The 24,985-nt window shown below is 62.0% G+C and carries 18 protein-coding genes and 2 pseudogenes; 7 read left to right on the forward strand and 13 right to left on the reverse strand.

The genetic code is table 11. The annotated features are described in order from the left end of the window. The first annotated feature begins 4 nt into the window (after positions 1-4). Together ACT01B_RS05340 and ACT01B_RS05345 are read left to right on the forward strand one after the other, a co-directional pair. Complete coding sequence (locus ACT01B_RS05340; protein WP_445146342.1) at positions 5-1,399, forward strand: amino acid permease; 1,395 nt, start codon at positions 5-7, stop codon at positions 1,397-1,399. A gap of 23 nt (positions 1,400-1,422) precedes the next feature. Beyond that, positions 1,423-2,118 carry an aspartate/glutamate racemase family protein gene (locus tag ACT01B_RS05345; protein WP_445146343.1) on the forward strand — a complete coding sequence of 232 codons (696 nt, stop codon included), beginning with the start codon at positions 1,423-1,425 and terminating at the stop codon, positions 2,116-2,118. 22 nt (positions 2,119-2,140) lie between these two features. Here ACT01B_RS05345 and rapA read toward each other — a convergent pair whose 3' ends face one another. The 10 genes and pseudogenes from rapA to pilV form a co-directional block, all read right to left on the reverse strand. After that, positions 2,141-4,981, reverse strand: coding sequence for an RNA polymerase-associated protein RapA (rapA, locus tag ACT01B_RS05350; RefSeq protein WP_445146344.1), 2,841 nt, complete (start codon positions 4,979-4,981; stop codon positions 2,141-2,143). 196 nt (positions 4,982-5,177) lie between these two features. After that, complete coding sequence (locus ACT01B_RS05355) at positions 5,178-5,699, reverse strand: GspH/FimT family pseudopilin (protein WP_445147429.1); 522 nt, start codon at positions 5,697-5,699, stop codon at positions 5,178-5,180. 3 nt (positions 5,700-5,702) lie between these two features. Then, positions 5,703-5,756, reverse strand: a pseudogene (locus ACT01B_RS05360) (prepilin-type N-terminal cleavage/methylation domain-containing protein); the annotation flags it as partial. A gap of 5 nt (positions 5,757-5,761) precedes the next feature. After that, positions 5,762-6,199: a DUF4124 domain-containing protein gene (locus tag ACT01B_RS05365; protein ID WP_445146345.1), complete on the reverse strand. Its 438-nt coding sequence runs from the start codon at positions 6,197-6,199 to the stop codon at positions 5,762-5,764. 1 nt (position 6,200) lies between these two features. Beyond that, entirely contained in the window at positions 6,201-6,620 is a 420-nt protein-coding gene (locus ACT01B_RS05370; protein ID WP_445146346.1) for a type IV pilin protein, read from the reverse strand. Then, a complete protein-coding gene (locus tag ACT01B_RS05375) occupies positions 6,617-12,196 on the reverse strand; it encodes a pilus assembly protein (RefSeq protein WP_445146347.1) in 5,580 nt (1,859 codons plus the stop codon). The genes ACT01B_RS05370 and ACT01B_RS05375 overlap by 4 nt, the downstream gene beginning before the upstream one ends. Before the next feature lie 11 nt (positions 12,197-12,207). Beyond that, positions 12,208-12,972 (reverse strand): PilX N-terminal domain-containing pilus assembly protein, encoded by a 765-nt coding sequence (locus ACT01B_RS05380; protein ID WP_445146348.1) that lies wholly within the window; start codon positions 12,970-12,972, stop codon positions 12,208-12,210. A gap of 4 nt (positions 12,973-12,976) precedes the next feature. Beyond that, on the reverse strand, positions 12,977-13,885 hold the full coding sequence (locus ACT01B_RS05385; RefSeq protein WP_445147430.1) for a PilW family protein: 909 nt from the start codon (positions 13,883-13,885) through the stop codon (positions 12,977-12,979). A gap of 138 nt (positions 13,886-14,023) precedes the next feature. Next, positions 14,024-14,143, reverse strand: a pseudogene (locus ACT01B_RS05390) (prepilin-type N-terminal cleavage/methylation domain-containing protein); the annotation flags it as partial. Beyond that, positions 14,112-14,612, reverse strand: coding sequence for a type IV pilus modification protein PilV (gene pilV, locus ACT01B_RS05395; RefSeq protein WP_445146349.1), 501 nt, complete (start codon positions 14,610-14,612; stop codon positions 14,112-14,114). The pseudogene ACT01B_RS05390 and the gene pilV, both read right to left, overlap by 32 nt. Positions 14,613-15,184: 572 nt before the next feature. On the opposite strand from pilV, the gene panE reads away from it, so the two are divergent. After that, complete coding sequence (gene panE, locus ACT01B_RS05400) at positions 15,185-16,117, forward strand: 2-dehydropantoate 2-reductase (protein WP_445146350.1); 933 nt, start codon at positions 15,185-15,187, stop codon at positions 16,115-16,117. 120 nt (positions 16,118-16,237) lie between these two features. Here the strand turns inward: panE and ACT01B_RS05405 are convergent, their stop codons facing one another. Then, positions 16,238-18,367 carry a M13 family metallopeptidase gene (locus ACT01B_RS05405; protein ID WP_445146351.1) on the reverse strand — a complete coding sequence of 710 codons (2,130 nt, stop codon included), beginning with the start codon at positions 18,365-18,367 and terminating at the stop codon, positions 16,238-16,240. A 470-nt stretch (positions 18,368-18,837) separates the two neighbouring features. On the opposite strand from ACT01B_RS05405, the gene ACT01B_RS05410 reads away from it, so the two are divergent. After that, on the forward strand, positions 18,838-20,529 hold the full coding sequence (locus ACT01B_RS05410) for a phospholipase C (RefSeq protein ID WP_445146352.1): 1,692 nt from the start codon (positions 18,838-18,840) through the stop codon (positions 20,527-20,529). Positions 20,530-20,609: 80 nt separating this feature from the next. Then, a complete protein-coding gene (locus ACT01B_RS05415) occupies positions 20,610-22,235 on the forward strand; it encodes a multicopper oxidase family protein (protein ID WP_445146353.1) in 1,626 nt (541 codons plus the stop codon). Between the two features lie 142 nt (positions 22,236-22,377). Here the strand turns inward: ACT01B_RS05415 and ACT01B_RS05420 are convergent, their stop codons facing one another. Next, positions 22,378-23,055 carry a DUF502 domain-containing protein gene (locus ACT01B_RS05420; protein ID WP_445146354.1) on the reverse strand — a complete coding sequence of 226 codons (678 nt, stop codon included), beginning with the start codon at positions 23,053-23,055 and terminating at the stop codon, positions 22,378-22,380. A gap of 133 nt (positions 23,056-23,188) precedes the next feature. Here ACT01B_RS05420 and ACT01B_RS05425 point away from each other — a divergent pair, with 133 nt between their 5' ends. Continuing rightward, complete coding sequence (locus ACT01B_RS05425; protein WP_445146355.1) at positions 23,189-23,713, forward strand: RNA polymerase sigma factor; 525 nt, start codon at positions 23,189-23,191, stop codon at positions 23,711-23,713. An 80-nt stretch (positions 23,714-23,793) separates the two neighbouring features. Continuing rightward, positions 23,794-24,369, forward strand: a complete 576-nt coding sequence (locus ACT01B_RS05430) for a hypothetical protein (RefSeq protein WP_445146356.1) — start codon at positions 23,794-23,796, stop codon at positions 24,367-24,369. A gap of 6 nt (positions 24,370-24,375) precedes the next feature. On the opposite strand, the gene ACT01B_RS05435 is transcribed toward ACT01B_RS05430, so the two are convergent. Then, complete coding sequence (locus tag ACT01B_RS05435) at positions 24,376-24,828, reverse strand: DUF4442 domain-containing protein (protein WP_445146357.1); 453 nt, start codon at positions 24,826-24,828, stop codon at positions 24,376-24,378. Between the last annotated feature and the right edge of the window lie 157 nt (positions 24,829-24,985).

Raw genomic sequence — 24,985 nt, forward strand, 5'->3', positions numbered from 1 at the left:
TTCCATGACGCAGCATCTCCAGCGCCGGCTCACGTCGCGCCATATCACCTTCATGGCGCTTGGCATGGCCATTGGCGCCGGCCTGTTCCTGGGCTCGGCCGATGCCATCCAGCTGGCGGGCCCCTCGGTGCTGTTTGCCTATATGTTCGGCGGCGTGATGATCTTCATCATCATGCGTGCGCTGGGCGAGATGACCGTGCTCGATCCCGTGGCAGGTTCGTTCAGTGTGTACGCGCAACGCTATCTCGGGCCATTCGCCGGCTATGTCACGGGCTGGAACTACTGGCTGCTGATGGTGGGCGTGGGCATGGCCGAGGCCACGGCCGTCGGCGCCTATATGCACGTGTGGTTTCCCGACTGGCCGCGATGGATCTGGGTGCTGGGCAGTGTGTTGATGATCGGCGGCCTCAACCTGCTGACCGTGAAGATCTACGGCGAGATGGAATTCTGGTTCACCCTGATCAAGGTGCTGACCGTGTTGGCGATGATTGCCGGCGGGCTGTCGATCATCTTCCTGGGCTGGGGCAATGGCGGGCAAGCTACGGGCCTGTCCAACCTGTGGTCGCACGGTGGCTGGTTCCCGCACGGCCTGACGGGCATGGTGCTGGCGCTGCCGGTGGTGGTGTTCTCGTTCGGTGGGGTGGAGACCGTAGGCATCGCGGCAGGCGAAGCGGCTCAGCCGGAGCGCACCATTCCGCGCGCGGTGAACTCGGTGTTGTGGCGCATCCTGATTTTCTACGTGGGCGCCCTGTTCGTGATAATGGCGATCTACCCGTGGACGGGTCTGGGCACTCAAGGCAGCCCGTTCGTCACTACCTTCGGCAAGCTGGGCATCGGGCAGGCCGCCGGCCTGATCAATTTCGTGGTCATCACCGCCGCGCTGTCCGGCTTCAACTGCACCACTTTCAGCGGCAGCCGTATGTTGTACAGCCTAGCCGGCAAAGGGCAGGCGCCTGCGCTGCTGGACAAGGTCAACGCCGAGGGCGTGCCCGTGCCTGCGATCCTGGTAACCCTGGCCTGCCTGCTGTTTGCCGTGGTGTTGAATTACCTGCTGCCGGCCAAGGTGTTCGGCATCATGATGTCGATCCTGTCATTTAATACGGTGTGGACCTGGTCGATGGTGATGCTGGCCCACTTCAGCTTCCGCCGGCGCCAGCGCGCCGAGGGCACTGCAGCGGGATCGTTCCGCTTGCGCGCATGGCCCATCAGCAGCGTGATCTGTCTGGCCTTTCTCGGCTTCGTGCTGGTGATGCTCGGCTACAGCCCGGATACCCGCGTGGCTCTGTATGTCGGCGCGGCATGGATGGCGCTGCTGAGCGTGGCCTACACGGTGCTTGGCGTGAAGCAGCGCATGCAGGTACGCCAGCTGCAGCTAGCACCCGCCTTAGCGGGCCCCTGACTCGAATCCGCAGGAGTTGATCCATGCGCACGATCGGACTGATTGGCGGAATGAGCTGGGAATCGACCCTGCTTTATTACCAGTGGATCAATCGTGGTGTGCGTGAGCGTCGCGGGCCGCTGCATTCGGCGAGGTTGCTGATCGACAGCCTCGACTTCAGTGAGATCGCCGCGTGGCAGCGTCAGGGCGATTGGTCGGCCGCGGGTGCTGCCCTTGCCGATTCGGCTCGTCGCCTCGAAGCCGGTGGCGCGCAGTGCATCGTGCTGGCGACCAATACCATGCATAAGGTGGCCGACCAGGTCATCTCAGCGACCACACTGCCGTTCCTGCATATCGCCGATCCCACGGGTGCGGCCATCCGCGACGCGGGTCTGGACACCGTGCTGCTGCTCGGCACGGCGTTCACCATGGAAGAGGACTTCTACCGTTCACGCCTGGCTGGACGTCATGGAATCCGCTGCCTGTTGCCATCGGCGTCGCAGCGCGAGCAGGTGCATCGCGTCATTTACGACGAACTGTGCGCCGGCATTGTCAGTGAGGCATCACGCGAGATGTTTCGTCGAATCGTGGTGGACGCCGTTAGTGCAGGCGCCCAAGGCGTCATCCTCGGCTGCACCGAAGTCGGCTTGCTGCTGCAACAGCAACATAGCCCGGTGCGGTTGTTCGATACCGCCGCGCTGCATGCCGTCGCGGCCGTGGACTTCGCACTGGGCGGATGACCGCCCAGTACTTTGGCTCCGCCTAGCGCAGCGCCAGGAAGTCCGGACTCACCACAAAGCGCACGGCATCAAGGCGCAGCCGCGATTGCGGTAGTGCGGCCAAGACGGCGGTGCGCTCATCGGCCACAGCGGCAATCTCGCCATCGCTGATCGCCGGGTTGACCGCGCGCATGGCGAGCAGGCGCGAAAGCTCCGCGTCGAGTGCTTCCGTCGCGTGGGCCAAGGCATCGTCAACGCTGGTCTGCGCACGCTCGCTGGCCAGCGACTCGGCCTTTTCCAGCATCGGCGGCACCAGTTTGTTGAGGAACTTGCGGTAACGCGACACTTCTATGGTGCGGTCGGCGGCCTTGCGCAAGGCGATGTCGCTGGGGCGGAAATCGGCGCGTTCGACCAGTCGCGTATCGACGGTAACGACCACCGGTTGGGTTGGCAGGAAGCGCTCGGCATCGAGCTTGCGATCGGCGACGCATTCCAGCAGGTAGACGGCTTGCAGCAGCGCACTGCGCGGCGGCAGCCCGTCATCCACCAGGAACGCCGCATTGCCTTGCTCGCTGGACAGCGCGAGATCCAGCGCGCCCAGCACGATCGGATGATCCAGGCGCAACAGCGGCAGTTCTTCGCGCGCCAGGGCGACTTCACGCGCGAAGGTGACGGCTTGCGGGCCCTCGGCAAAGCCGGGCAGGGCGTCGGTGGAGAGATACTGCGGATCGAGCAGCAGCACCTTGCCGCCGAGCTCTTCGGCGTGAATGCCGAAGCGTTCCAGCAGGCCCTGGATGAACGCGTCGCGCGTAGGGTCGTTATCTTCGCGCGTGAAGGCCTGCTGCAGTTCATCCGCATGCAGATCGCGGCTGGCTGCGAGTTCGAGCAGATGGTCGCGTCCGCTGCGTATCAGCTCGGCCATCTCCTCGTGGCTGGCCAGTGTTTCCGTCAGCAGCACGTCCAGTTCCTGGTCGCGGTTGTCGTCGCCGCGCGCATGCTGGTCGGCCAGTCGCGCCAGCGATTCACCAAAACGGCGCAGCAGTTCGCGACCATCAGCGGGACTGGAGCGGAAAGCGTCCACACCTTCGTTGTACCAGCGTGCCAGCACATGCTGCGCGCTATCGGCGACGGCAAGGACGTGGATGCTGATGTCGTGTTTCTGGCCAATGCGATCCAGGCGGCCGATGCGTTGCTCGAGCAGATCCGGATCAAGCGGCAGATCCCACAGGATCAACCGATGGGCAAACTGGAAGTTGCGGCCTTCGGAGCCGATCTCCGAGCACAGCAGCAGGCGCGCGCCGTCCGGCTGCGCAAAATACGCCGCATTGCGGTCACGCTGCACGATGCCGAGGCCTTCGTGGAAGCGCGCCAGGCCGACGCCACTCTTCGTGCGCAGCGCATCTTCCAGTGCCAATACCTTGGCCTGGCTGCGGCAGATCAACAGGAATTTGTCCTGCGGGTGCGCCTCGAGCAGGGTGACCAGCGTGTCGATACGGGGGTCGCTGGTGTAGTCGAGCTCGAGGGCCGGCGACGGCTGCTGGATATCCGCATGGAATTCGGCCAGCAAGGATTGACGGCCATCGCCGCTGAGCGTGTCGCCATCAAGCAGGTGCCACACGGGCAGGCGCTTGGGGAAACCGCCGATGCTGGCGCGGCGATTGCGAAACATCGCACGGCCGGTGCCGTGACGATCGATCAGCGCAGCGAGAATCTCGCGTGCATGCTCGGGCTTGGCCGTATCGGCAAGGCGCGACAGAAGTAATTCATCACCGTGGAAGGCGTTGCGCAAGGTGGCCCGCTGCGCATCGTCCAGCGGCTGGCCATCGAGCAGGCGGTCGGCGATCTTCGACAGGTTCTGGAACCTGTCCGACTCGGCCAGATAGGCGTCTAGATTGCGATAGCGTTGCGGGTCGAGCAGGCGCAGGCGCGCGAAGTGGCCGCTGCGGCCGAGCTGTTCGGGCGTGGCGGTAAGCAGGATCACGCCGGGCGTCGCAGCGGCGAGCTGGTCAACCAGCGTGTAACGCGGGCTGGCGGCCTCAGGCGTCCAGGACAAATGGTGCGCTTCGTCGACCACCAACAGGTCCCACGGCGCCTCCCGCAGTTGCTGGGCGCGCTTGGGCGACTGTTCGAGGAAACTGAAGTCAGCGATGACCAGTTGCTCATCTTCGAATGGATTGCGGCTGGCGTCCGACTGCTCCAGCGCTTCGCAGCGTTCCTCGTCGTAGATGGCAAAGCTGAGGTTGAAGCGGCGCAGCAATTCGACGAACCATTGATAGACCAGGGTGTCCGGCAGCAGCAGCAGCACGCGCTCCGCGCGCCCTGTAGCCAGCTGGCGAGCAATGATCATGCCGGCCTCGATGGTCTTGCCCAGGCCGACTTCATCGGCGAGCAGCACGCGGGGAGGGCGGCGTGCCGAGGCAATGCCGGCCACGCGCAGCTGGTGCGGCACCAGCCCGATGCGGGCGGCAGCCAGGCCCCAGGCCGGCGAGCGGCGGGCATCGGCGCGCCGCTTCAGACCTTCCAGGCGCAGTTCAAAATGTGCAACGGGATCGGTGCGGCCACCGATCAGGCGGTCATCGGCCTGGCTGACGCTCTGCTCGTCGTCGAGCTGGCCTTCCTCGAGCTCACGGCCTTCGCCCCGGTAGATCAACAGCTCTTCACGAATCTCCACGCGCTCGACCAGGAAGGCAATGCCCTTGCCGGCCACGCGCTGTCCGGCGCGGAACTCCGCGCGCACCAGGGGCGCCGAGTCCACCGCATAAGGCCGCAGCACGCCCGCCTTGGCGAACAACACCTGCACCCCGCGCCCTTCGACGCGCAACACAGTACCGAGGCCGAGCTCAGGCTCGGCGGTGGAGATCCATCGTTGACCGGGTACGAACATCGGGGGGCCACAAGCTGCTAGGACCGCCGATTATCCCCTCACCAGCCGTCAATGCCTAGGGAAGGCGTCGACAGATGACCCGTAGGCATGGTGCTCGCCATGACGCTCAGCGGACGCCTGGCCCTTTGAATTCGCTAACGGACCTAAAGACGTTTTCTTCATTGCGCAGCAGTCACTGTCTCTCGGCCAAGAGTGATTAGTCGTCGCACGTGGCCCCTGAAGCTAGCGATGCTGAACCGACGCGCCCAGAATGCGATGCGCTCAGCTTTATGCCGGGCACGCGTGAGGAATTGGCACCCTCTGGGTCGCTGGGCGCTACCTTGGCACAGGTCGTGAATGTGGCATCGCCACCACCGCCGACCAGCAGTTCTCCGCGCGCGTTATACGTGATCGGGCCGGACGCTGATGCGCGCACCGATGCTCCGTTTACTGCCGGCTGCGCCCGCTGAAGGGTCGCCGTGGAAGTCGTGACATAGGCGACATTGGGAGCGGACGCGCTATAGATCACCCAGCCAAGGTCGTAAGTCGCATTCGTGCCGCACGTATCGTCGGTGGTGTTGGCACGGGGACAGATCGAAACATAGCTGCGCGTGGCTGCTGCCTGCCCACGGGCAAATTGCAGGTCCGCCATCAACCCATTCGAAACGGCCACCGCCTGGTTACGGCGCATAAAATCGCGCATGCTTGGAAAGGCGATCGAGGCGAGAATGGCGAGCACGGCCACTGTCAGCATCATTTCGATCAGGGAGAATCCCGATTCAACTCTGGCGTCCATAAGCCTCACTCGCGGTCACAAAATTCGAGGGCGCGCCTGGCGGCTTCGACCCTGGCGGCCTCACGCTCGTCAGGCGAAAGCTTCTTAGCGCGTGCAACATCTGCCGGATCGGCCACGCTTCCACCGCCGACGACCATCGCATTGCTGGACAGCACCTTCATGTCATTTTTGGCGGTGCTGCAAGACCGCTCTCGGTATCGCTTCTCTGCGGCATTCGCGTCGTTGGGGTTTACTTGTGGTATCCCGTCGTTCGTCGGTTGCGCCGGCGACTCCGATCCACCTGGGTGCAGCTCCAGCGTAGTTATCTTGCCTTTGTCAGGTGGTTGCTCGCCGTAGTGGGTGACGCCGTTGGCATCCACCCACTTGTAGTAGGTCTGGGCAGATAGCTCCCCAGCAACCACCAGTGCAAGTGAAGCCATCGCGGTCATCTTCAGCGGGCGCATGTCACTTTCCCCAGCAGTTGGGCGTGTCGAGCGTAGTGTTGTTTGACAGCTGTGAGCCGTCGTGTTGGAGCTGGAACGACTGACAGTCAGTGTCCTGCGTTTGCGTGCCGATTGCCGTAGCCGAGATGGTGTAATTGGTGCTGCTGGCTGAGGGAATGTTCACCGTGTAGTTGCTACCTGCCACGCTGGAGCTTGATGCCAGTTGAGAAAGCGTGGAGGTATAGGCGTTGTTCGAGAAGTAGTAGTTCTCTTCCCGTCCGGCGAGGTCCTGAAGCGAGCGAGTTGCCTCCGTTCGATGCGATCGAAGCACGTACTTCCGATAGGAAGGCAGGGCGATAGCTGCAAGGATGGAGATGATCAGCGCCACGATCACAAGCTCGATCAGGGTGACACCACGGGAATGTCGGTTTCGGATGGTCATAGATTCGCCTCCGGCTCGCGCCACGAGATTTCACCGCTGCTAACGGCGTTAAGCGCCGAAATGTCCTTACACACCGTCACGCCGCCCACGTTGAAGCATGCTTTGACGGTTTGCGCACCTCCGATCGTGCTTCCCACATGCAGGACAGGGGCCGATGCCTGGCCACTTCCGAGCGAAACGCGACTTTGCAAGGTGGTGACCCCGTTGTTCGTTGAGGTACCAAAGAAGGACGCGAGCGCTGATGATGCTGAGCCGGTGAGGTAGTCCAAGCCATAGACATAACTTGTGCCGGGAACTGGGACCGGATTGCAGGCGCTGGTATGTGCGGCAGTCAACATCGCCAAGTTCGGTGGAATGTAGGTCGGCGTCGTAAGAATGCCTCCCAGCAGAGTCTGGCTGTTGATCACTCGCTCGGAAGGCTGCTGCACGTTGGCGGTGGAATTGCCCGGCGCGAGCGGCAGTATCCAGCCCGAGTACGTGTAACAACCGACGGTGGGGCCGCTGGTCGTGGAAACGCCCAGCAACGCAGTGTCGAGGCTGGCGAGATTGGAAATATTGCTCAAGCCGCTTCCGGTCACGGTGTTGGTGCCGTTGCTATTGAGCACAACAGTCGTGGTGGATGCGTTGAAGAGCTGGTTGATGGTTGCCTCGGCCTGGCAGGCCGAGGGGAGGTTTGTCAGCAAGCGGTTGTCCACAACGCCATAGATGGCTTGGGTCTGGGTTCCCTGATCGGACGTGCCGCTGTTGTCATTGGTTGTAAACGAGCGGCCGGTGCCGAAGAAGACGGTCGGTCGCTGGGCACTATCCAGGGCGACAGTAGGTCGTATGGTCACAGGCTTGCCGACATTGATGACTTCCTTGAGCGTCCATTTGCCCGGATCGCTGACATCAGGAATCGTCGCCGCGGAGTCACGCAAATCGAGCTTCCACATTCCGCCACCGTAGACCTGGGGTACTGGAGCAGCGGGAGGCACGCTGGCAGGCGGCGGATTGGTCACCACGCCGAAGTAGACGCTTTCCGCGCTGTCGTTCAAATTGAAGTCGGCGGAGACCATGTCGCCAGCGAAGCTATTGGCGGGACCGGTCGTCGTGAAGGAGGCGGCCGGCGTCGTAGTGCCCGAGTAAACGTTCTTCAGGTCGTACACCCACACGCCCAGGTTGCCGCCCGCTGGTGCCGAGACCGGCTTGTTGCCAAGCGCGCCACCGTTATCAAACGAGCCAGAGCCGATGGTCAACAAGAAATGCAGCTGGCCGTCGCTTTCCTTGTGTACGGCAAAGGCGGGGGCTGATGACGTGAAGGTACCGGTAGTGATCTCACCGAGGACAGTCGGAGGCTGCTCCGGATCCGTGACGTCCATGATCACGTATGCAGAATTCGACATCTGGGTGTCCGAGGTGCTTCCGCTACCCGTCACGCCTACGCTGATCGGACCGCCGCCCAGGCGAAACGGTACGACCATAACCGTGCCCCAGCCGCAGACATGACCCTTGGCGTCGATATCAGTCGAGCCGCTGGCCGTGCTTGGATTGCCTGCCAGGCAGCCAGCGCTGTTGCCGGCGCCAAAGATCTTGACGTCGCTGATGACGGGCGAGCCATCTACGTAGAACACGTGGGTGTATTTCTTGTCGGCCAGCCAGCGTAGATGCGCTAGCAGATTGTCCGGAATAAAGGCCCAAACTTCCTGACCCAGCGACCAGTTGTTGCCCAGGGGGGCGGAGGAGTCACCCGAGCTGAGCTTGCTCGATGTCGTGAGCTGGCGCAGCAGAGATGGCTTGGTGGCTGCGGTAGTGCTGGTGGCAGCCTGGCCGGTCAGATAGAAGCCGCCATTGAAGGCATGGAGCATGCCGTCGTTGGCACCGACGTACACCATTTGTCGGCGACTCTGGTAGTTCGAGCGGAAAGCCGCATAGCTGAAGTCGCTGTACAGCAGGTCGTACGACTCGGCCGGCGTGCCAACGATGGCGGGTGAGGAGTCGACGATATCGCCCAGACGATAGGTGGCAGGGGAGGTCGTCGTGGTGCTGACACGGCTCCGATAGTTGGGGTCTTCGTTGCCACGGATCCACAACAGCAGATCTTGGGCCAACAAGGGGTTCTGCTCATTGAGCAGACCGAAATTGCCCGTGCGGACCTTGTTCGTGGCGTCATACTTACCGCAGAAACCGGACGTGGACGAAAGCGTATAGCTGCCGCTGGCATTGCAGCTGGCGTCATTCCATACGAAGTCAGTCTGGGTGCCGCCAATCAACGTGCCGTTTGACGAACTGCCGTTTGGCGTTGCGGACAGGTAAGTGAAGATGTAGCGCTGGCCAAGATTGCCCGACGCGCTGGCATCGGCGTTATACGCGCGCTGGGTGCCGATATTCGCGATCGCAGCAGCGCCTGCCGTCGTCGCTGGATCATAGCTGGCATTCAGCAGCGTTGTGGCGTCCCACGCCGGCGTAAGGGGACTGGATACCGACACCGGGGAGCACGACGAGGCATTGGCGGACGACGTCGGGTCGAATGTCCCGCCGGCAGGCGCCACCGGGGGCACCGAGCAGATATAGCTGGTCATTGCGCCGGGTAGGGCATTGGCTGAGTTGTCCGGGCCCGCCACCACGTAGGGCGCATTGACGGCATCCAGCACTTGGTTGCCGCTGCTGTCGACTGAGCCTTCGCGCTCATATCCGCTGCTGTCGATCCACAGTGCCTGCAGGTTGCCGGTCCATTTGACGCCGTTGCGCTGCTGGAAGTACTGCACCTGGTACGACACGCCGTTGCCCTTGATGTCATTGCTTGACGATGGCGTGGTCGCATTGCCGAAGTTGTTGGCTGCCGAGGAGGTGATGGCCTGGAAGACGGTGTCAAGCTGCGCCTTCAGTGCGCCCGCGTTGCGGGCGAAGAAATAGTTCGGCGGGTCCTGGCCGGTCGGCAGGCTGGGAGCCGAGCCGGTGAAGCCGCTGTACTTGGCGGCGTACCAAAGTGGCGATTGCAACGTCGAGACCGCCGCGGTGGTACCCAAGGTGAAGCGTTCCACCTCGGGCGAACTCTTGCAGTTTATGTTGCCGAGCAGGTTGCAGTTGAAGACAGCGCCGTTCTGGGTCGTGCCTGTATTGCTGCCGCCATTGGTGACTTTGAATTCCAACAGGCCGTCAGCCGACGTGCCGCTCACCTGGTAACCCAGCAACATGCCGTTCGAACTGTAGGCGGTGAGCTGGTTGCGAATGACAATATCGTTGGCGCCTGGCGTAACCTTAAGCTGACCCGATGAGTTGCAGGCACCACCCCAAACTGACGTGACGACTGGGGAACTGCTCGTGCTGATGACGACGGGGTCGCAGATCGCCACGCCGCCCGTGACGACCTGGGATGGCAAGTTGCAGCTGCTTCCCACGCAATAGGAAATGACGTTGTTGGCGTCCTGGTCGTGATCGGAACCGTACTGCGAATCTTCCCAGACGAAATAGAAGCTACCGACATTGGGGTAGGTCGCGGTCGGGACTAGACCATAGGTGTTGTAGCCGGTCGACGTCGTGCTGCTATAGGTATGCTGCGCGCCGACACGAACACTGCCGATGTAGCAGGTGGTATAGGTGCCCGAACCCGTGGGATCGGCGCGGCAACTCGGTGAAATGGCGATCTGGCTTGAGCCGACCGTGATGTTAAATGCGGGGAGGTTGTCCGATAGCGAGACGCCATAAGTCTTCACCTGGAACGGCTTGGTGAAGAAGGAGTCCGTGCGGATCGGCGTCGTCCAGGCGCCGTAGCTGAGCCCGGCGATGAGGTAGCTTCCCTGCTGTCCGGGCGCGCCATTGCAGATGCCCACGACCGAAGACAGGCTGCCGATCGTGGCCGGTGAACAGATAGCGATATCGCTGTATGCCGTGCCTGCTGTCGTCAGCGTGAAGTTCGCAGGGGCACCTGAAAGGCTTGAGGTGTTGTAGTAAGTGGAGAGCTCGTACTGGCCCGAGATACCTTCCAACGTTTGAACCGTGTTGGTCAGCGAAGCGGCCGACAGATTGCTCACCGCGGGCACGTTGGACGCATCGAAGGTGTTCAGGCCACTGCTGACCAGCACGATGGAACAGCTGGCGCAAGGCTGATTACGCGGCGTGGTGGCACCAGACGCCGTGCCATACGGGTCGACCCAGTCAGGGTTTGGCAGTTTGCCCAATGATTCCGAATTGGCCACGGTACTGCCCTGGATATAACGCAAAGCCTGGGCATACATGCCTGCCAACGGGTTGCCAAAATCCGGACACATCGTAGCCTTTGCCTGGATGTCAATGCCGCGAGCGCCCCAGGGGTTGCTGGCCGAATGGCAGGTCGTGTCGCCTGACGCGCCGTAACTGTCGCCGTAGTCGCTGCCGTTCCAGCCCGAAATCTGCAACCGGTCGAGGGTCTGCACGATGCCCTCTTTAGGCGTGCTGGTGGCGCTCTTGTAACAAAAGGTACCGTCAACATTGCTGAATTCATCGCCATCGCCGGTACCCGTGCCGGCCGCGCACGCGGTACCCGTGACATTGTTCGCCAGCTGGCCAATGTTGCGCCGCAATTGGCCGCCAATGCGTGCCTGATAGGCCGAGCCCGTGACCAGGCCAAAGCGCTTTACGTTGCTGTCGTTCTTGCTGTATTTCTGCAACAAGCCCTCGGGTTTGAGCGCACTGCCGTCCGTGACGCAGATCGATTCGTTGGGAATAGTGGCGAGATTCTGGCAAACCTGGACACGCGCCGTGTAGTCAGTCGAAGCCGCCGCGGGGCGGCCACTATTGCCGCCGTCATCCGTTGATTGCTGTGGTTGGCACTGCACTTTTGCGGTCGATGCCCAGTCACCCCACGCGCCCGAGGCCGTGCGGATCACCGGTGTTGTCGTTATGCCCGAGCTGGTCTGGCTGGGCGCGTTCCAGCCGCCCCAGGAACCGGAACCAAGCAGCGAAACGTTACAAAATGTCGTCGTCGTCGTGAACGGCGCCAGCGAGGCGATATCCGAGCCGCTATAAACCTTTGCCCAGGCATGCAGGTCATTGGTGATTTCGGCGCGCTCAAGGACCGTCTTGGTTGCGGTATCGGTGCTGCGAGTGCCGCCGTAGAATGTCCAGCGCAGCACATCCACGCGGCTCATGGCGATCCAATTAAGGAAGTTGCCGCTCCAATAGCTGTTGCCCGAGGCGCATTTATGCGTGCCCACCGTGACCTGGGTGGCAGCCTTGTAGTACTTGTTCGTCGAATCATAGCTGTAGCAAAGGCCAGGATCGAAGTAACCGTTGTAGGCAAACGAATCGACGTACGTCGTGTCGACGACGCCGTCACCATCGAGGTCGGTGAAGTCCGGGTATGCCTTGTTGAACAGTTGCTCGTCTCGCGACATCGCCAGCATGATGAGCGGCGGCACGTTCGGAGCGGCTAACGCATTCACGCCAGACGGATAGGCCTCGTAGTTGGCCATCGACATCGTATTGGTGTCGGAGATCTGCGTCGGTGTCGTTGGCGGCGTGCCCACGTTTGCGGAAGCCATGAAGATCGCCGACATGCTGGCAATCAACAAGGGCAACCCAAGCAGGGTAGCGCGCAGCAGTTTTGATGATTTGAACATGGAGGGCGCCCTTAATGGGTAATGACTTGCTTGTATTGGGCAATCGTGATTGCTTCGCCGTTGCCGGCGACCTTGGCGTCGCTGCGGATCTGCATTAGAAGCGCGGCCCCGCCCGTGGCAGTGCCGATGCCCGGGCTGGCGTAACCCTGCGCTTGCGCGCCGCCAGCCCCTGAGTTGGGCATCACGCCATCACGAACCACGTTGATGGTGCCGTTGATCTGATTGTTGGTGCTGCAACTGCCAGTCTGGCCGCCGGAACACACAGTAAGGTTCACCGCGCTATCCCATGACGATGGGGTGTAGTTGTACGCCGCAGTGTGGGAGGCGCAGTTCACATCCATGTAAAAAACCACCAGGTTACCGCCGGAGCAGAACTTCTGAAGTCCCTTACCGGAGGTCGTGCTTGGATTGAGCAGCGATATCCACGCCTGGCGGTTGGCGAAGGTGGTATTCAGATCGAACAATGCGTCCGGAACCGTGCCACCCCAGCTTTGCGGCCATCCCCGGTTGAATACGTGGTCGTTGAGAACGGCTTCTGGGATGGCGCGAACCGCTTCAGAGGCCTCGAAAGCTTGCTCGTGCTTTGCCGTCGCGGTGGTAGTGCGCATCTCGAGCAGCGTTCCACGCATAGCCACCAAGGCCACGACGGTCAACAGGAGAAGGAAGACCACGCCGACGAAGAGCGCGATGCCGCGCTGTTTCTTTCTGCTGGCGAGGTATGGTTGGGCGGGAGTGGGCACGGCGATTGTCCTGAATGGCTTCGGTAATGCACTCATGACGTCAACCCCTGACTCGGTTGCGCAACTGCATGACCAGCTGCTGGTTCGTGCGCGTGAACTGCCAGGGCTTATCCCCATAGAGCGTGAGGCCGGCGCAGGTACTGACGCTGGTGCTTCCGTTGTTGATCGTGTAGGAGCAATTGCCGACGGTCCCCAGGGTGAAGGTGCCCGTATGAGGAATCGTTATGTCGCGTACTGGGCTTACCGTCACCATGGAAACGCGCACTGAGACGACACTGCCCCATTGGCCGGCAGCAGTCACTGCGCTGGCACTTTTGTAGGTAGGCGCATTGCTGTTGGGATCTGAGGGAATGCCGAATTCGAACTTGATCTGCTCGACGCCCTGAACCACCGGCTCTGAAATGAAAGTGCCATCCGGCTTCAAGTACATCCGCATCAGTGTTGGCAGCGGCATACCGTCGTCGTCAGAGGCCTGGCAGGTCGATCCGGTAGCGATGACGCTGCACGGGCGCAGGTAGTACACATCGAGATCGAGTGTCTGCGCATAGCGTTGCAGGGTCCCCGTCGAAGCCGCCGGTACACTCCCGGCGAACAGCTGCGCCGAGATGCCAGGCGTGGACAACAAAAAGATGGCCTTGGCGTTGCCGCTGATCGTGCTCGACTCGGCCGGCGTGTTTGCGCTGGCCGGACCTGGCGAAAGGGTCTGGGCATCGGCATAACGCAACACGAGTACATCCGAACCCGGCACATAGTTGGCGTTGCCGTCCACACAGGCAGGATCGATCGGGAAGCTTGCCGCGCCGTCATAGCCAAAGATGCCGCCGCCGCCTGACGTATTCGATTGCACAGAGGTGGCCCAGCTGCCATTGCAAGCGCCCTTGGCGGTAACTGTGCTGCCGGCGCCATTGGTGACATTGCTGGCCTTGCTACCACCCCAGTAGTCCGCCATGCGAATGGACCCGCCAATGCGGTCTGTCGCAACGCGGAGATTTTCCTCTATGAAGTCATTGCCTGATTGGACCTGGTAGGCCTTGCGGTTTGCGATGAACAAATTGATTAGGCCTCCCACCACAATGAGACCGAGCACAAGGGCCACCATCAGTTCAACCAGCGAGAAGCCGGCGTGTCGCGCTCGCGATGGCCGGCGTCCGATCGTTGTCAGGATGCGGCGCACGTCAGGGCTGATAGTCGAACTGGTAGACGTCATTGCTCATCGCTCCGGGGGATGTTTCGCTCCAAGTGGCCTTGACGGTGAGCGTGCCCGTGCTGGTGTTCGGCTGAATCGTGGACATGCCGGCAGCGTTGCTGGCGCTCTTCAATTGCTGAAGCCAGTTGAGAAGATCGTTTTTTGCCGTGGAGCAGGCAGGATTCCCACAGGAGCTGGGGCTCGGCACTGTGGTGCCGTCATAGAGGTAATAGCTTCCGCTGATATCCCCGTTCTTACCGGTGATCTCCGCTTCGGTCGCTACGCCATAGACGCCTGCTGGATTAGCGCGCATCGCATCGGCGAGTGAACGGGCCTGCAAAACGGCAACGGTGCGGATGCCAGCTTGCTTGCTGAATTGCGCGCCCTTGAGTTGCAGCATCGCAACACCGAGAACGCCGACGCTAAAAACGATGATGGCAACCATTACTTCGATCAGCGAGATACCTCGCTGACGCGATAGGACTTGCATAGCGGTTCCCCTGTTTCTCCATGCCCCCGTGGCGTACCTCGTTCGCGCGCCGGGGGCCCCTGGGAGCCCCGGCTGGATCGAGCCGGTCAATTGATGCGAGACGCCGCGCAAGCGGGCTTCGTTGCAACGAACCTTGTGAGAATTCTCTTACGACGGGCTTGGGATTGCGACTGCCGCGCGTCGGGAAAATACCGCCTTCCGTCAGCACTAAGTGACTGAGTTCAAAAAATGAAACGCAATATCTTGCGCTTTCGATTGCGAGCGAAGGAGCCTGACCGGGGTCGCGGCCGCGGGTGGTCTCCGACCAGTGTCTAGGCCGTTTGTGATGACCGGGCCATGGGGCACTAATCAGATATAGACGGGTTTGAGCGGTTGCGCTCTGGGATCGATCACAGCGGCGCGGCCGGCTAGGCGGCGCTTCTTGTGGTCGCTTCCGGCACGAAGGAGGTAAATCATTCGATAACTGACAAGTGGCATGACTTGGCCACAATCAGGCTCGGATTGCCGTTCGATGAGGGCAAAGAGTGGGGCTTGCGCTAGCCTTGGACGCCTGTGTTTCTGGAGACAACGCTATGCGGATTCTGGTGATTGGTGCGGGTGCGACGGGGGGCTATTTCGGTGGTCGGCTGCTGGAGAGCGGGCAGGACGTGACCTTTCTGGTGCGTGCGGGGCGTGCTGAGCAGCTGGCGCGGCATGGCCTGGTTATTCGCAGCGGCTTCGGCGACGCGATGCTGCCGTCGCCACCTACACTACTGGCCGATGGACTGAAGGATCCATTCGACCTGATCCTGTTGAGTTGCAAGGCTTATCACCTGCCTGAGGTGATGGACGACATGGCGCCGGCCGTCGGGGCGCAAAGCATGATCCTGCCGCTGCTCAACGGCATGCGACACCTAGATCTGCTTGATGCGCGTTTCGGGGCGGATCGCGTGTTAGGCGGGCAATGTGTGATTGCGGCGACGCTGGATGCGGAAGGTGCGGTGCGGCATCTCAATCAGTCGCACGGCCTGACCTTTGGCGAACGTGACGGCACGCGTTCGGAGCGCGTGGAGTGTGTTGCTCAGAGCATGGCGAATGCGCGATTCGAGCCGCGCCTCAGCATGAGCATTCTTCAGGACATGTGGGACAAGTGGGTATTTCTGGCGTCACTCGCCGGCATCACTTGCCTGATGCGCGCGCCGGTGGGCGACATTGTTGCTGCGCCCGGTGGCTTGCAGGCCACGGTGCAATTGCTGGAAGACTGTCGAAGTGTGGCGGCAAGCAACGATCATGCGCCTGCCGATGCCGTGCTCGCGCGTGCCTATTCGATGCTTTCCGAAGCAGGTTCCGCGCTGAGTGCTTCGATGATGCGTGATCTGGAGCAGGGTGGCCTGATCGAAGCTGACCACGTGGTTGGTGATCTGTTGGCGCGTGGGGATGCGTCTGAGGATGCGTTGCCTATGTTGCGCGTGGCCTATGCGCATTTGAAGGCTTATGAGGTGAGGCGTTCGCGGACGAAGGCGTGATGCATCTGCCTCCTCTCCCCAAAGGGGAGAGGGAGATAAAGAAAAAAGGCGTCGCGCTTTTGCGCGACGCCTTTTTTTATGGCTGGAACGGCTACGACAGAAGTCGCAGCCGTTGGGTGCTTACCAGATCTTCACCTGCTTATCGGCAGGACGGACCATGGCGTCGCCCGGCTTGCATTGGTACGCGGCAGCAAAGGACTCCATGTTCGACGGTGCACCGATGGCGCGCAGCGAGGCCGGTGCGTGCTCATTGGTGTTGATCTGCAGGACCAGCTGCTTGTCGCGGATGTTGCCACGCCATACGCGAGCCCAGCTGAGGAAGAAGCGCTGGTCTTCGCTGTAGCCGTCGATCTTCTGGCTGGCTTCCTGCGGATTCTTCTTCAGCGCCAACTGCAGCGCGTCATAGGCGGAGTTGAGGCCGCCGAGGTCGCCGATGTTCTCGCCCAGGGTCAGCTTGCCGTTGACGTGGATGTCCGGCTTGCCGGGGACCGGCGCATAGGCGTTGAACTGCTGCACCAGCTTGTCGGTACGCGCATCAAACTTCTCGCGGTCGGCCTTCGTCCACCAGTTGACGTTGTTGCCTTCGCCGTCGAACTGGCTGCCCTGGTCGTCAAAGCCGTGGCTGGCCTCATGACCGATGACCGCGCCGATTCCGCCGTAGTTGATCGCGTCGTCGCCGTTCGCATAGAAGAACGGCGGCTGCAGGATCGCGGCCGGGAAGTTGATGGTGTTATCGGTCGGGTTGTAATACGCGTTGACCGTCTGCGGCGTCATACCCCACTCGAGGCGGTCGGTCGGCTTGCCGATCTTGCCCAGGTCGTACTGGTAGTTGAACTTCGCCGCGGCCATCACGTTGCCGTAATAGTCGCCCTGCTTGATGTCCAGGCCCGACCACTCACGCCACTTGTCCGGGTAGCCGATCTTGGGCAGGAAGGTGTTCCACTTGGCGATCGCCTTGGCCTTGGTCTCGTCACTCATCCAGTCCAGGTTTTCGATACGTGCCTTGAGCGCGTTGCGCACGTTGTCGACCAATTCCTTCGAGCGCTCCTTGGCTTCCGGCGTGAACACCTTGGCCACGTAGAGCTGGCCCAGTGCTTCGCCCATCGACTCGTTGACGCCGCCGAGCACACGCTTCCAGCGCGGCTTTTGTTCCGGCTGGCCGGCGAGGGTCTTGCCGTAGAAATCGAACTTGTTGTCCTGGAACGCCTTGCTCAGATACGGCGAGGAGTCGTCGATGGCGTGGAAGCGCAGGTAGGCCTGCCACTGGTCGATCGGCGCGCTGGCAAGCAGCTTGTCGAACTCGGCCATGAACTTCGGCTGCGACAGCGAGAAGCCCTTGTCGACGGTCACGCCCTGGGCCTTGAAGAAGTCTTCCCAGCTGAAGTGCGGGGTGATCTTGTTCGCTTCCTGGATGCTGACGAAATGGTATTGGTTGGCGGGATCGCGCAGCTCCACCGGCGACAGCGACGCCTTGGCCAGCTCGGTTTCGAAGGCCAGCACCTGGTCGGCCTGCTTCTTCGCGTCGGCATCGGCCACGCCGGTCAGCGTGAGGGCCTTGGCGATATAGGCGAGGTAGGCGTCGCGGATGTCCTTGTACTTCGGATCGAGGTAGTACTCCTTGGTCGGCAGGCCCAGGCCCGCTTCCTGGGTGTAGCCGATCTGCATCTTGGCGTTCTTGAAGTCGGCGCCGGCGCCGAACTGGAACACCTGCATGTCACCCTGGGTGAAGCTGTTGGTGATGTAGCCGGCGACATCCTTGCCGCTCTTGAGGGCGGCGATGGCATCGAGCTTGGGCTTGATCGGCTCGAAGCCGGCTTGGTCGATGGCGGCTTCATCCATGCCCGAGGCGTACAGGTAACCGATCTTCTGCTCGATCGAACCGGCCTTGGCACCGGCGGCGCCCTTGGCAGCAGCGTCGACGATCTCGTGTTGGGTGTTGAGGCTGTCATCGGCCAGCTTGTCGAACGCGCCCCAGCGGGTACGGTCGTTCGGAATCGGGTTGGCGGCAACCCACTTGCTGTTGACGAAGGCGTTGAAGTCATCGCACGCCTGGATGTTGTGGTCCAGTTCGCTCATGTCGAACACGCTCTTGGGCGCGGTCGGAGCGGCGGCGGTCGTGCCGGCGGTCGCCGGCGCGGTGCTGGCAGCGGCAGGAGCGGACTGCTCCGCCTGCTCGTGCTTGCCGCAGGCGCTGAGCGACAGGGCAAGGCTCACGGCGAGCGCAATGGGCTTCATATACGGCTTGGTCATCGGATTCCCTCTGGTTGTGCGGTGCCCGCTGGGGCGGTCAATGGTCACTAGCGATCTCGAGGCTCCAGAGCCGACGGGCCGCGCTTATGACCCTTCAGGCTAGGCCGCGAGCTGGTGGCGAGACAGTGTCAAAGGTCAGGGGGTACCGAGCGCCAGCCTCAGCCATGCCTGCGCCGCTGGCGGCCGGAGGCCGCCGGTGTTGTAGGGGGAGCATGGTTGTAGCGCTAGCTGCCGTTGCGCTTGCGCGTGGCCCCCTGGGTCTTGCCGGACGCCGGTGCCGACGGCACGGGCGCAGCAAAAGCTTGCGGCGCCCCTGTGGCCGCCGCGGTTGCGCCGATTCTGTGCGCGGGTTCACCTGTAAGTTATCGCCGTAAAGCGGCTGTTATAGGCCTGTCACCTTATCCGCCTATCGTTCATGGACACCGCGCTTGAGGGGAAGCGCATCATCCGCGACCGTTAGGGAGCCTTCCATGCGACACAATCTCGCAGTCTGTCTTGCCGCGTGCGTTCTAAGCTTTTCCGCCGTTTCGTTTGCACAGATCCCGGTCAGCGCGGAATCCGAGTCCGATGCCGCCAATGGGCACGGAAGGGACGTTCGCACGGCAACGCCGATCAAGCATCTCGTGGTGATCTTCCAGGAGAACGTCTCCTTCGACCACTACTTCGGTACGTATCCCAACGCAGCGAATCCGGCGGGCGAGCCGGCTTTTTATGCGCGACCCTTCACCCCGCGCGTGAACGGACTCACTCGCCGCCTGCTCACGGCCAATCCGAACCAGGCCAACAGCGCCAACGGCACCGGTGCGATCAATCCGTTCCGGTTGGACCGCACCCAGGCCGCCACCGCCGACCAGGACCACGCCTACGGTCCCGAGCAGAAGGCGTTTGATGGCGGCGCCATGGATTTGTTTCCCGAGTTCACCGGCTCCGGCGAAACCCTGCCGGGTGCGCCGGCCGATGAAAACGGCGCTGGCCAGGTCATGGGCTACTACGACGGCAACACCGTTACCGCGATGTGGAACTACGCGCAGTGGTTCGCGATGAGCGACAACAGCTATAACACGACGTTTGGTCCGTCCACGCCGGGTGCGGTCAACCTGGTTTCCGGCCAGACCAATGGTGTGACGCAAACGCTCAACGGTACCGCCAACGAGGTCGCCGACGGACAGGGCGGCCTGACCCTGATAGGTGACGCCGATCCGATCGGTGATGTCTGTTCCTCGCCGACCGGCAATCAAGTGCAGCTGGGTGGCCGCAACGTCGGTGACCTGCTCAACGACGCTGGCGTGACCTGGGGTTTCTTCGAGGGCGGCTTTGATCTCACCCAGGTGAATGCCAACGGCAGCACCGGCTGCAAGCGCAAGACGCAGTCCACGGTGACCCAGGTTAACGAGAGCGACTACATCCCGCACCACCAGCCGTTCCAGTACTACTCCTCGACGGCCAACCCGACCCACGCGCGTCCGACCTCGGTGGCGATGATCGGCCACAAGGGTGACGCGGCGAATCACCAGTACGACATCCAGGATTTCTACGCTGCGGTGAACGCTGGCAACCTTCCGGCAGTGAGCTTCCTCAAGGCGCCGGGCTATCAGGATGGCCACGCGGGTTACTCCGATCCGCTCGACGAGCAGCAGTTCATCGTGCACGTGATGAACATCCTGCAGCAGCGCCCGGAGTGGCGCGATACCGCGGTGGTGATCGCGTATGACGATTCCGATGGCTGGTACGACCATCAGGCGGCGCCGCGGGCCAATGCATCTAGCACCGGCTCCGACGCGCTGGATGGCGCAGGTCTGTGCAAGGCGCCGAGCATGCTGCCGGGCATCGCCAGCCAGGGTAAGCCGGTGCAAGGGCGTTGCGGTTATGGTCCGCGCTTGCCGCTGCTGGTGATCTCGCCGTGGGCTCGCAGCAATTTCGTCGACCATACGGTGACGGATCAGTCCTCCGTCACGCGCTTCGTCGAAGACAACTGGCTGCGTGGCCAGCGCCTTGGCGGCGGTTCGTTCGACGCGGTGGCGGGCAAGCTGGAAAATATGTTCGACTTCTTCCAGCCGTTCCCGTCCCGCCGGAAGCTTTTGCTGGACGAACAGACCGGCCAGCCGACCCAGCAGCCTTCGCCCTGGCCCTGGGCGAGCCTGCCGCACACGCCGCACGGTTGAGCTGTTGAGTCGAGTTTGAGCGCCCCGGACAGCCGTCCGGGGCGTTGTCGTTATCGTTGATGCCAACGGAGTCGTGGAGCTTGCATTCCTCCCGTCGTAGTTTTCTGAAAGGCATCGCCTGGGGTGCCGCCGCCGGCATGTTGCCGATCAGCTGGCGCGCGTTCGCGGGCCCTATGCACATGGCGATGCGCACGAATGGCACGGCTGGCTTGTGCAAGCATCCCGTCGCCGATCAGACCAGCGTGCCGCGCTTGCTGGATCCAACCCGTCTCACACCTTTTGTCGATCCGCTGCCGGTACCGCACGTGTTGCGACCCGCATCAGGCGCAACGCTTCGTATCGCGATGCAGGAGAGCGAGCAACGTGTGCATCGCGATCTGCCGCCGACCCGTCTTTGGACGTACGGCGGGAGCATGCCGGGCCCGACCATTGATGCGCGCAGCGGGCATGTACTGCGGGTTGAATGGGCCAATCGCCTGCCCACAAAGCACTTCCTGCCAATTGACCACAACATCTGCGGCGCAGAAGCGGACCAGCCCGAGGTGCGCGGCGTGGTGCATGTGCATGGGGCGCGCGTACCTGCCAGCGACGACGGTTATCCCACCGACTGGTTCGTACCGGGGAAGTCGCGTCTGCAGACCTATCCCAACAAGCAGGACGCGGCGACGCTGTGGTACCACGACCACACCATGGGCATCGAGCGGTTGAACCTCTACGCCGGCATGCTGGGCATGTACTTGCTGCGCGACGAGCACGAGCTGTCGCTGGGTTTGCCTGAAGGCGAACAGGAATTGCCGCTGGTATTGGCTGATCGCCTGTTAACCGAAGATGGTCAGCTCTACTACCCAGTGTCCGGCGTCAGTGATGCGCCATGGGTGCCGGAAGTGTTTGGCAACGCCACGCTGGTCAATGGTGCCTTGTTGCCGCGTCTGGATGTGCAGGCGCGCCGCTATCGTTTCCGCGTGCTGAATGCGGCAAACGGGCGCTTCTTTCGCCTCAGCCTGCGCGGGCAGCGGCCGTTCGTGCAGATCGGCAGTGACCAGGGTTTGCTGGCGGCACCGGTGCGGCAGACCAGCCTGTTCCTGGCGCCAGGCGAGCGGGCCGATCTGGTGATGGATTTCGCCGATCTGGCAGGTGGTGAAATCGAACTGATGAACGATGCCCTGCCGCTGATGCGCTTCAACGTGGCCAGCGGCCACGTCCGCGATGATAGTCGCGTGCCGGCGGTGCTGCGCGACGTGCCACGAACGGCCGAATCGAAAGCCGTGCAGACGCGTCAGCTCACCATCGACGAATATGCCGATTGCGCGTCCGAACCGATGTTGATGCTGCTGGATGGCAAGCACTGGCACGACCCGGTCAGTGAGAAGCCGCGGCTTGGCAGCACCGAGATCTGGAGTTTCCTGAACCTCACCGAAGACACGCACCCGATCCATCTGCATCTCGTGCGCTTCCAGATCCTGGATCGACGCCCGCTCGATGTGGACGTCTATCTGGCATCGAAGACCGTGCAATACCTCGGCCCCGCGCAACCACCGCCGCCGCACGAGGCGGGCTGGAAAGACACGGCGCAGGTGTATCCGGGCATGGTGACGCGCTACATCATCACGTTCGAGGGCTATACCGGGCGTTATGTCTGGCACTGCCATTTGTTGGAGCACGCCTCCAACGAGATGATGCGGCCGTTCGAGGTGTTGCCGGCCTGAGGGGCGCCGATCGCGCACAGGGTGCGCTTCTACATTCATGGCACTGTTGTAGGAGCGCACCCTGTGCGCGATCGATGTTCGGCAGCGTGCGTGCTTATGCTGGCAAGGTCCAACAGGGTCAGGAGCAAAAGACGACGTAGCTTTATTCAGCGTCCTGGTGATCGTCGCGCAGCCTGGCAGTGGGCGAAGCCGGCAAGGTATCCGGCGCGACGGCGCCACCGGAAATGATGAAAGCCATGGCCTGATCCATGGTCCAGTCGGTGGGCGTGAGTTCGTCCAGCGCCACCACTTCCAGATAGCCGCCCGTGGGGTTGGGCGTGGTGGGGATGTAAACGGCAGCCATCTCGCGGCCGGTGCCTTCCTCGACCATCACACGGGTCACGAAACCGACCACCTTCATGCCTTTGCGCGGAAAGTCGACGAGCACCACGCGCTGCACGCCCGAAGGCTTCTGCTGCAGCACGGCCATCAACTTCTTGGTGCCACCATAAATCGTCTGCACCAGCGGTATGCGTGCGAGCAGGCCGTCGAAGCCATCAAGCAGGCGCTTGCCGATCATCCGATTGGCCAGCCAGCCCAGCAGATACAGCACGGCCAGGGTCAGCAACAGGGCCAGCACCGAGGTAATCCAGCTGCTATTGAGCGCGGCGGCGGCATGCGGCGAGCTGGACGAGTAAGAGGCGAGCAGGGCCGAGACGACTGGGGCGCCGATGTCGGCGAGCATACCCAGCACAAACTTGAACACTACCCAGGTCACCCAGAGCGGAATAAAGGTGAGCAGGCCGGTAAACAGGTAGCGTTTGAAGCGCAGGCGGGGCATGGGGGCGGGTACCGGGAGAGGGGACACGGCATTGTAGGTGAGTCGCCGGTCTAGGCATGGGCCGAATGGGGTCGTGTGATTTTCCCAAGGACCGGTGCGAATCATGGTCCAGGCTTGGGGTAAACGGACGGTCATGGCTGAACGGGGTCGAAAACCAGGATTCGATGCACAGTTGCGGGAGCACCGTGGGATCGTGCTCAAAGTGGCGAGCCTTTATGCGCGAAGTGTGGAGGATCGAAACGATCTGGCGCAGGAGATCTATGTGCAGCTCTGGCGCTCGTTCGAACGCTACGACCCAACGCGGGCGAAGTTTTCTACCTGGCTTTACCGCATCGCGCTGAACGTAGCGATCTCGCATCTACGCCGTTCGAGCGACGCATGGTCGGGCCGGCTGGAGCCGCTGGAAGCACACCACCTGGAAACGATTGGTAACGCGCCAGAGAACGAGCCGGATGAGCGACTCTCCGCGCTCTATACCTTGATCGGGCAGCTCGATGCCCTCAATCGTGCCTTGATCCTGCTTTACCTCGAAGACCGCAGCTATGCCGAGATTGCCGAGATTCTGGGCATCAGCGAAACCAATGTCGCCACCAAGATCGGCCGCATCAAACAGAAATTGCGCGGTCGGATGACCAGCGTGGCCGCCACCGGAGGATGATCATGGAACTTGATGAGATGAAGTCGGCATGGCAATCGTTGCATCTTCGACTGGAAGAGCAGCGCGCACTGAACCTTCAAATGTTCAAGGACAGCAAACTGGACAAGGCGCGCCGGAGGCTGCGTCCGTTGCTTATAGGGCAGATGGTACAGATAAGCTTGGGAACGCTGCTCGCTTTTGGCGGAGCAGTGTGTTGGGCGACTAGCCTGCACCTGCCCTATTGGTTCGTTTGTGGCTTGCTTGTGCACGCCTACGGGCTGCTACTGATCGCTTTCGCTGTGCGCACGCTCTATCTGGTCCAGCGCATCGACTACGCGGCTCCTGTCGTGCTGATCCAACGGCGACTATCTGATGTTCGCGCATGGCGCGTGCGGGTTGAGGCGCCGTTCCATGCGGTACTCGGCAGCTTTATCTGGATTCCCATCACCGGCATGTTGCTTTCGTGGACGGGTCTTGAGCTTTGGTCACCGCAGTTCAAGCGATGGGTCATCGCCAGCGGGCTGGTCAGTCTCGCGATGGCGTCGGTCATGGCCATCGTGGTGTGGCTTATGCGTCGTGCCGGTAAGCGGCAGCGAATGGAAGACAACGCCGCCGGCCTCAGCGTGCAGAGAGCTGAGGCTGAGCTGGCAGAGATCGCCCGCTTCGAGCGTGAATGAGCCGTCTCAGCGAGCCTTAGGTTTCAGCCGCACGTAAAGTTGCTTGCGTACGCGCGCAACGACCTCACCGCTGGCAGTTTTCACGGCCACCTCGAACCAGCGCAATACCTTTTCGCCACCGGCCGCAGCGGCGCGCAGCTCGTCCACGGCGGACGGCTCGAGTTTGAAATGCGCATAGACGTCTTCACGGCCAGGCGCCACGAACTCGATGGCACCGGCTTTGTCCCATACGTAGTAGTCGTTGCCCAGCTGGTGCATGGCCAGCAGCATCCAGAATGGATCGGTCATGGCGAACAGGTTGCCGCCGAACTGGGTGCGTACGTAGTTGCGGTTCCACGGACGTAGCTTCAGCACCACGCGGACCTCGGACCAGTCCTCGGCAACGTATTGCACGCCGATACTGTTGAACAGGAAGGGCGGCCACAGGTTCATCAGGCGGCGGAAGGTGGAGGCGCGCATGGGCAGGGCGGGGCAGGGGCAGGGAGCCAACTATAGCTGAAACATACGCAAGCGTATGGCCTGGTGGGTGTTCGCTCATCGGTCCGCAGGAAAACACGGGAATGCCTCGTCCAGCCCCTATCGTCGCCTAATTCCGTGCCTATACTTCGATCCAGCG

This window comes from Dyella sp. Tek66A03 (assembly GCF_052567735.1).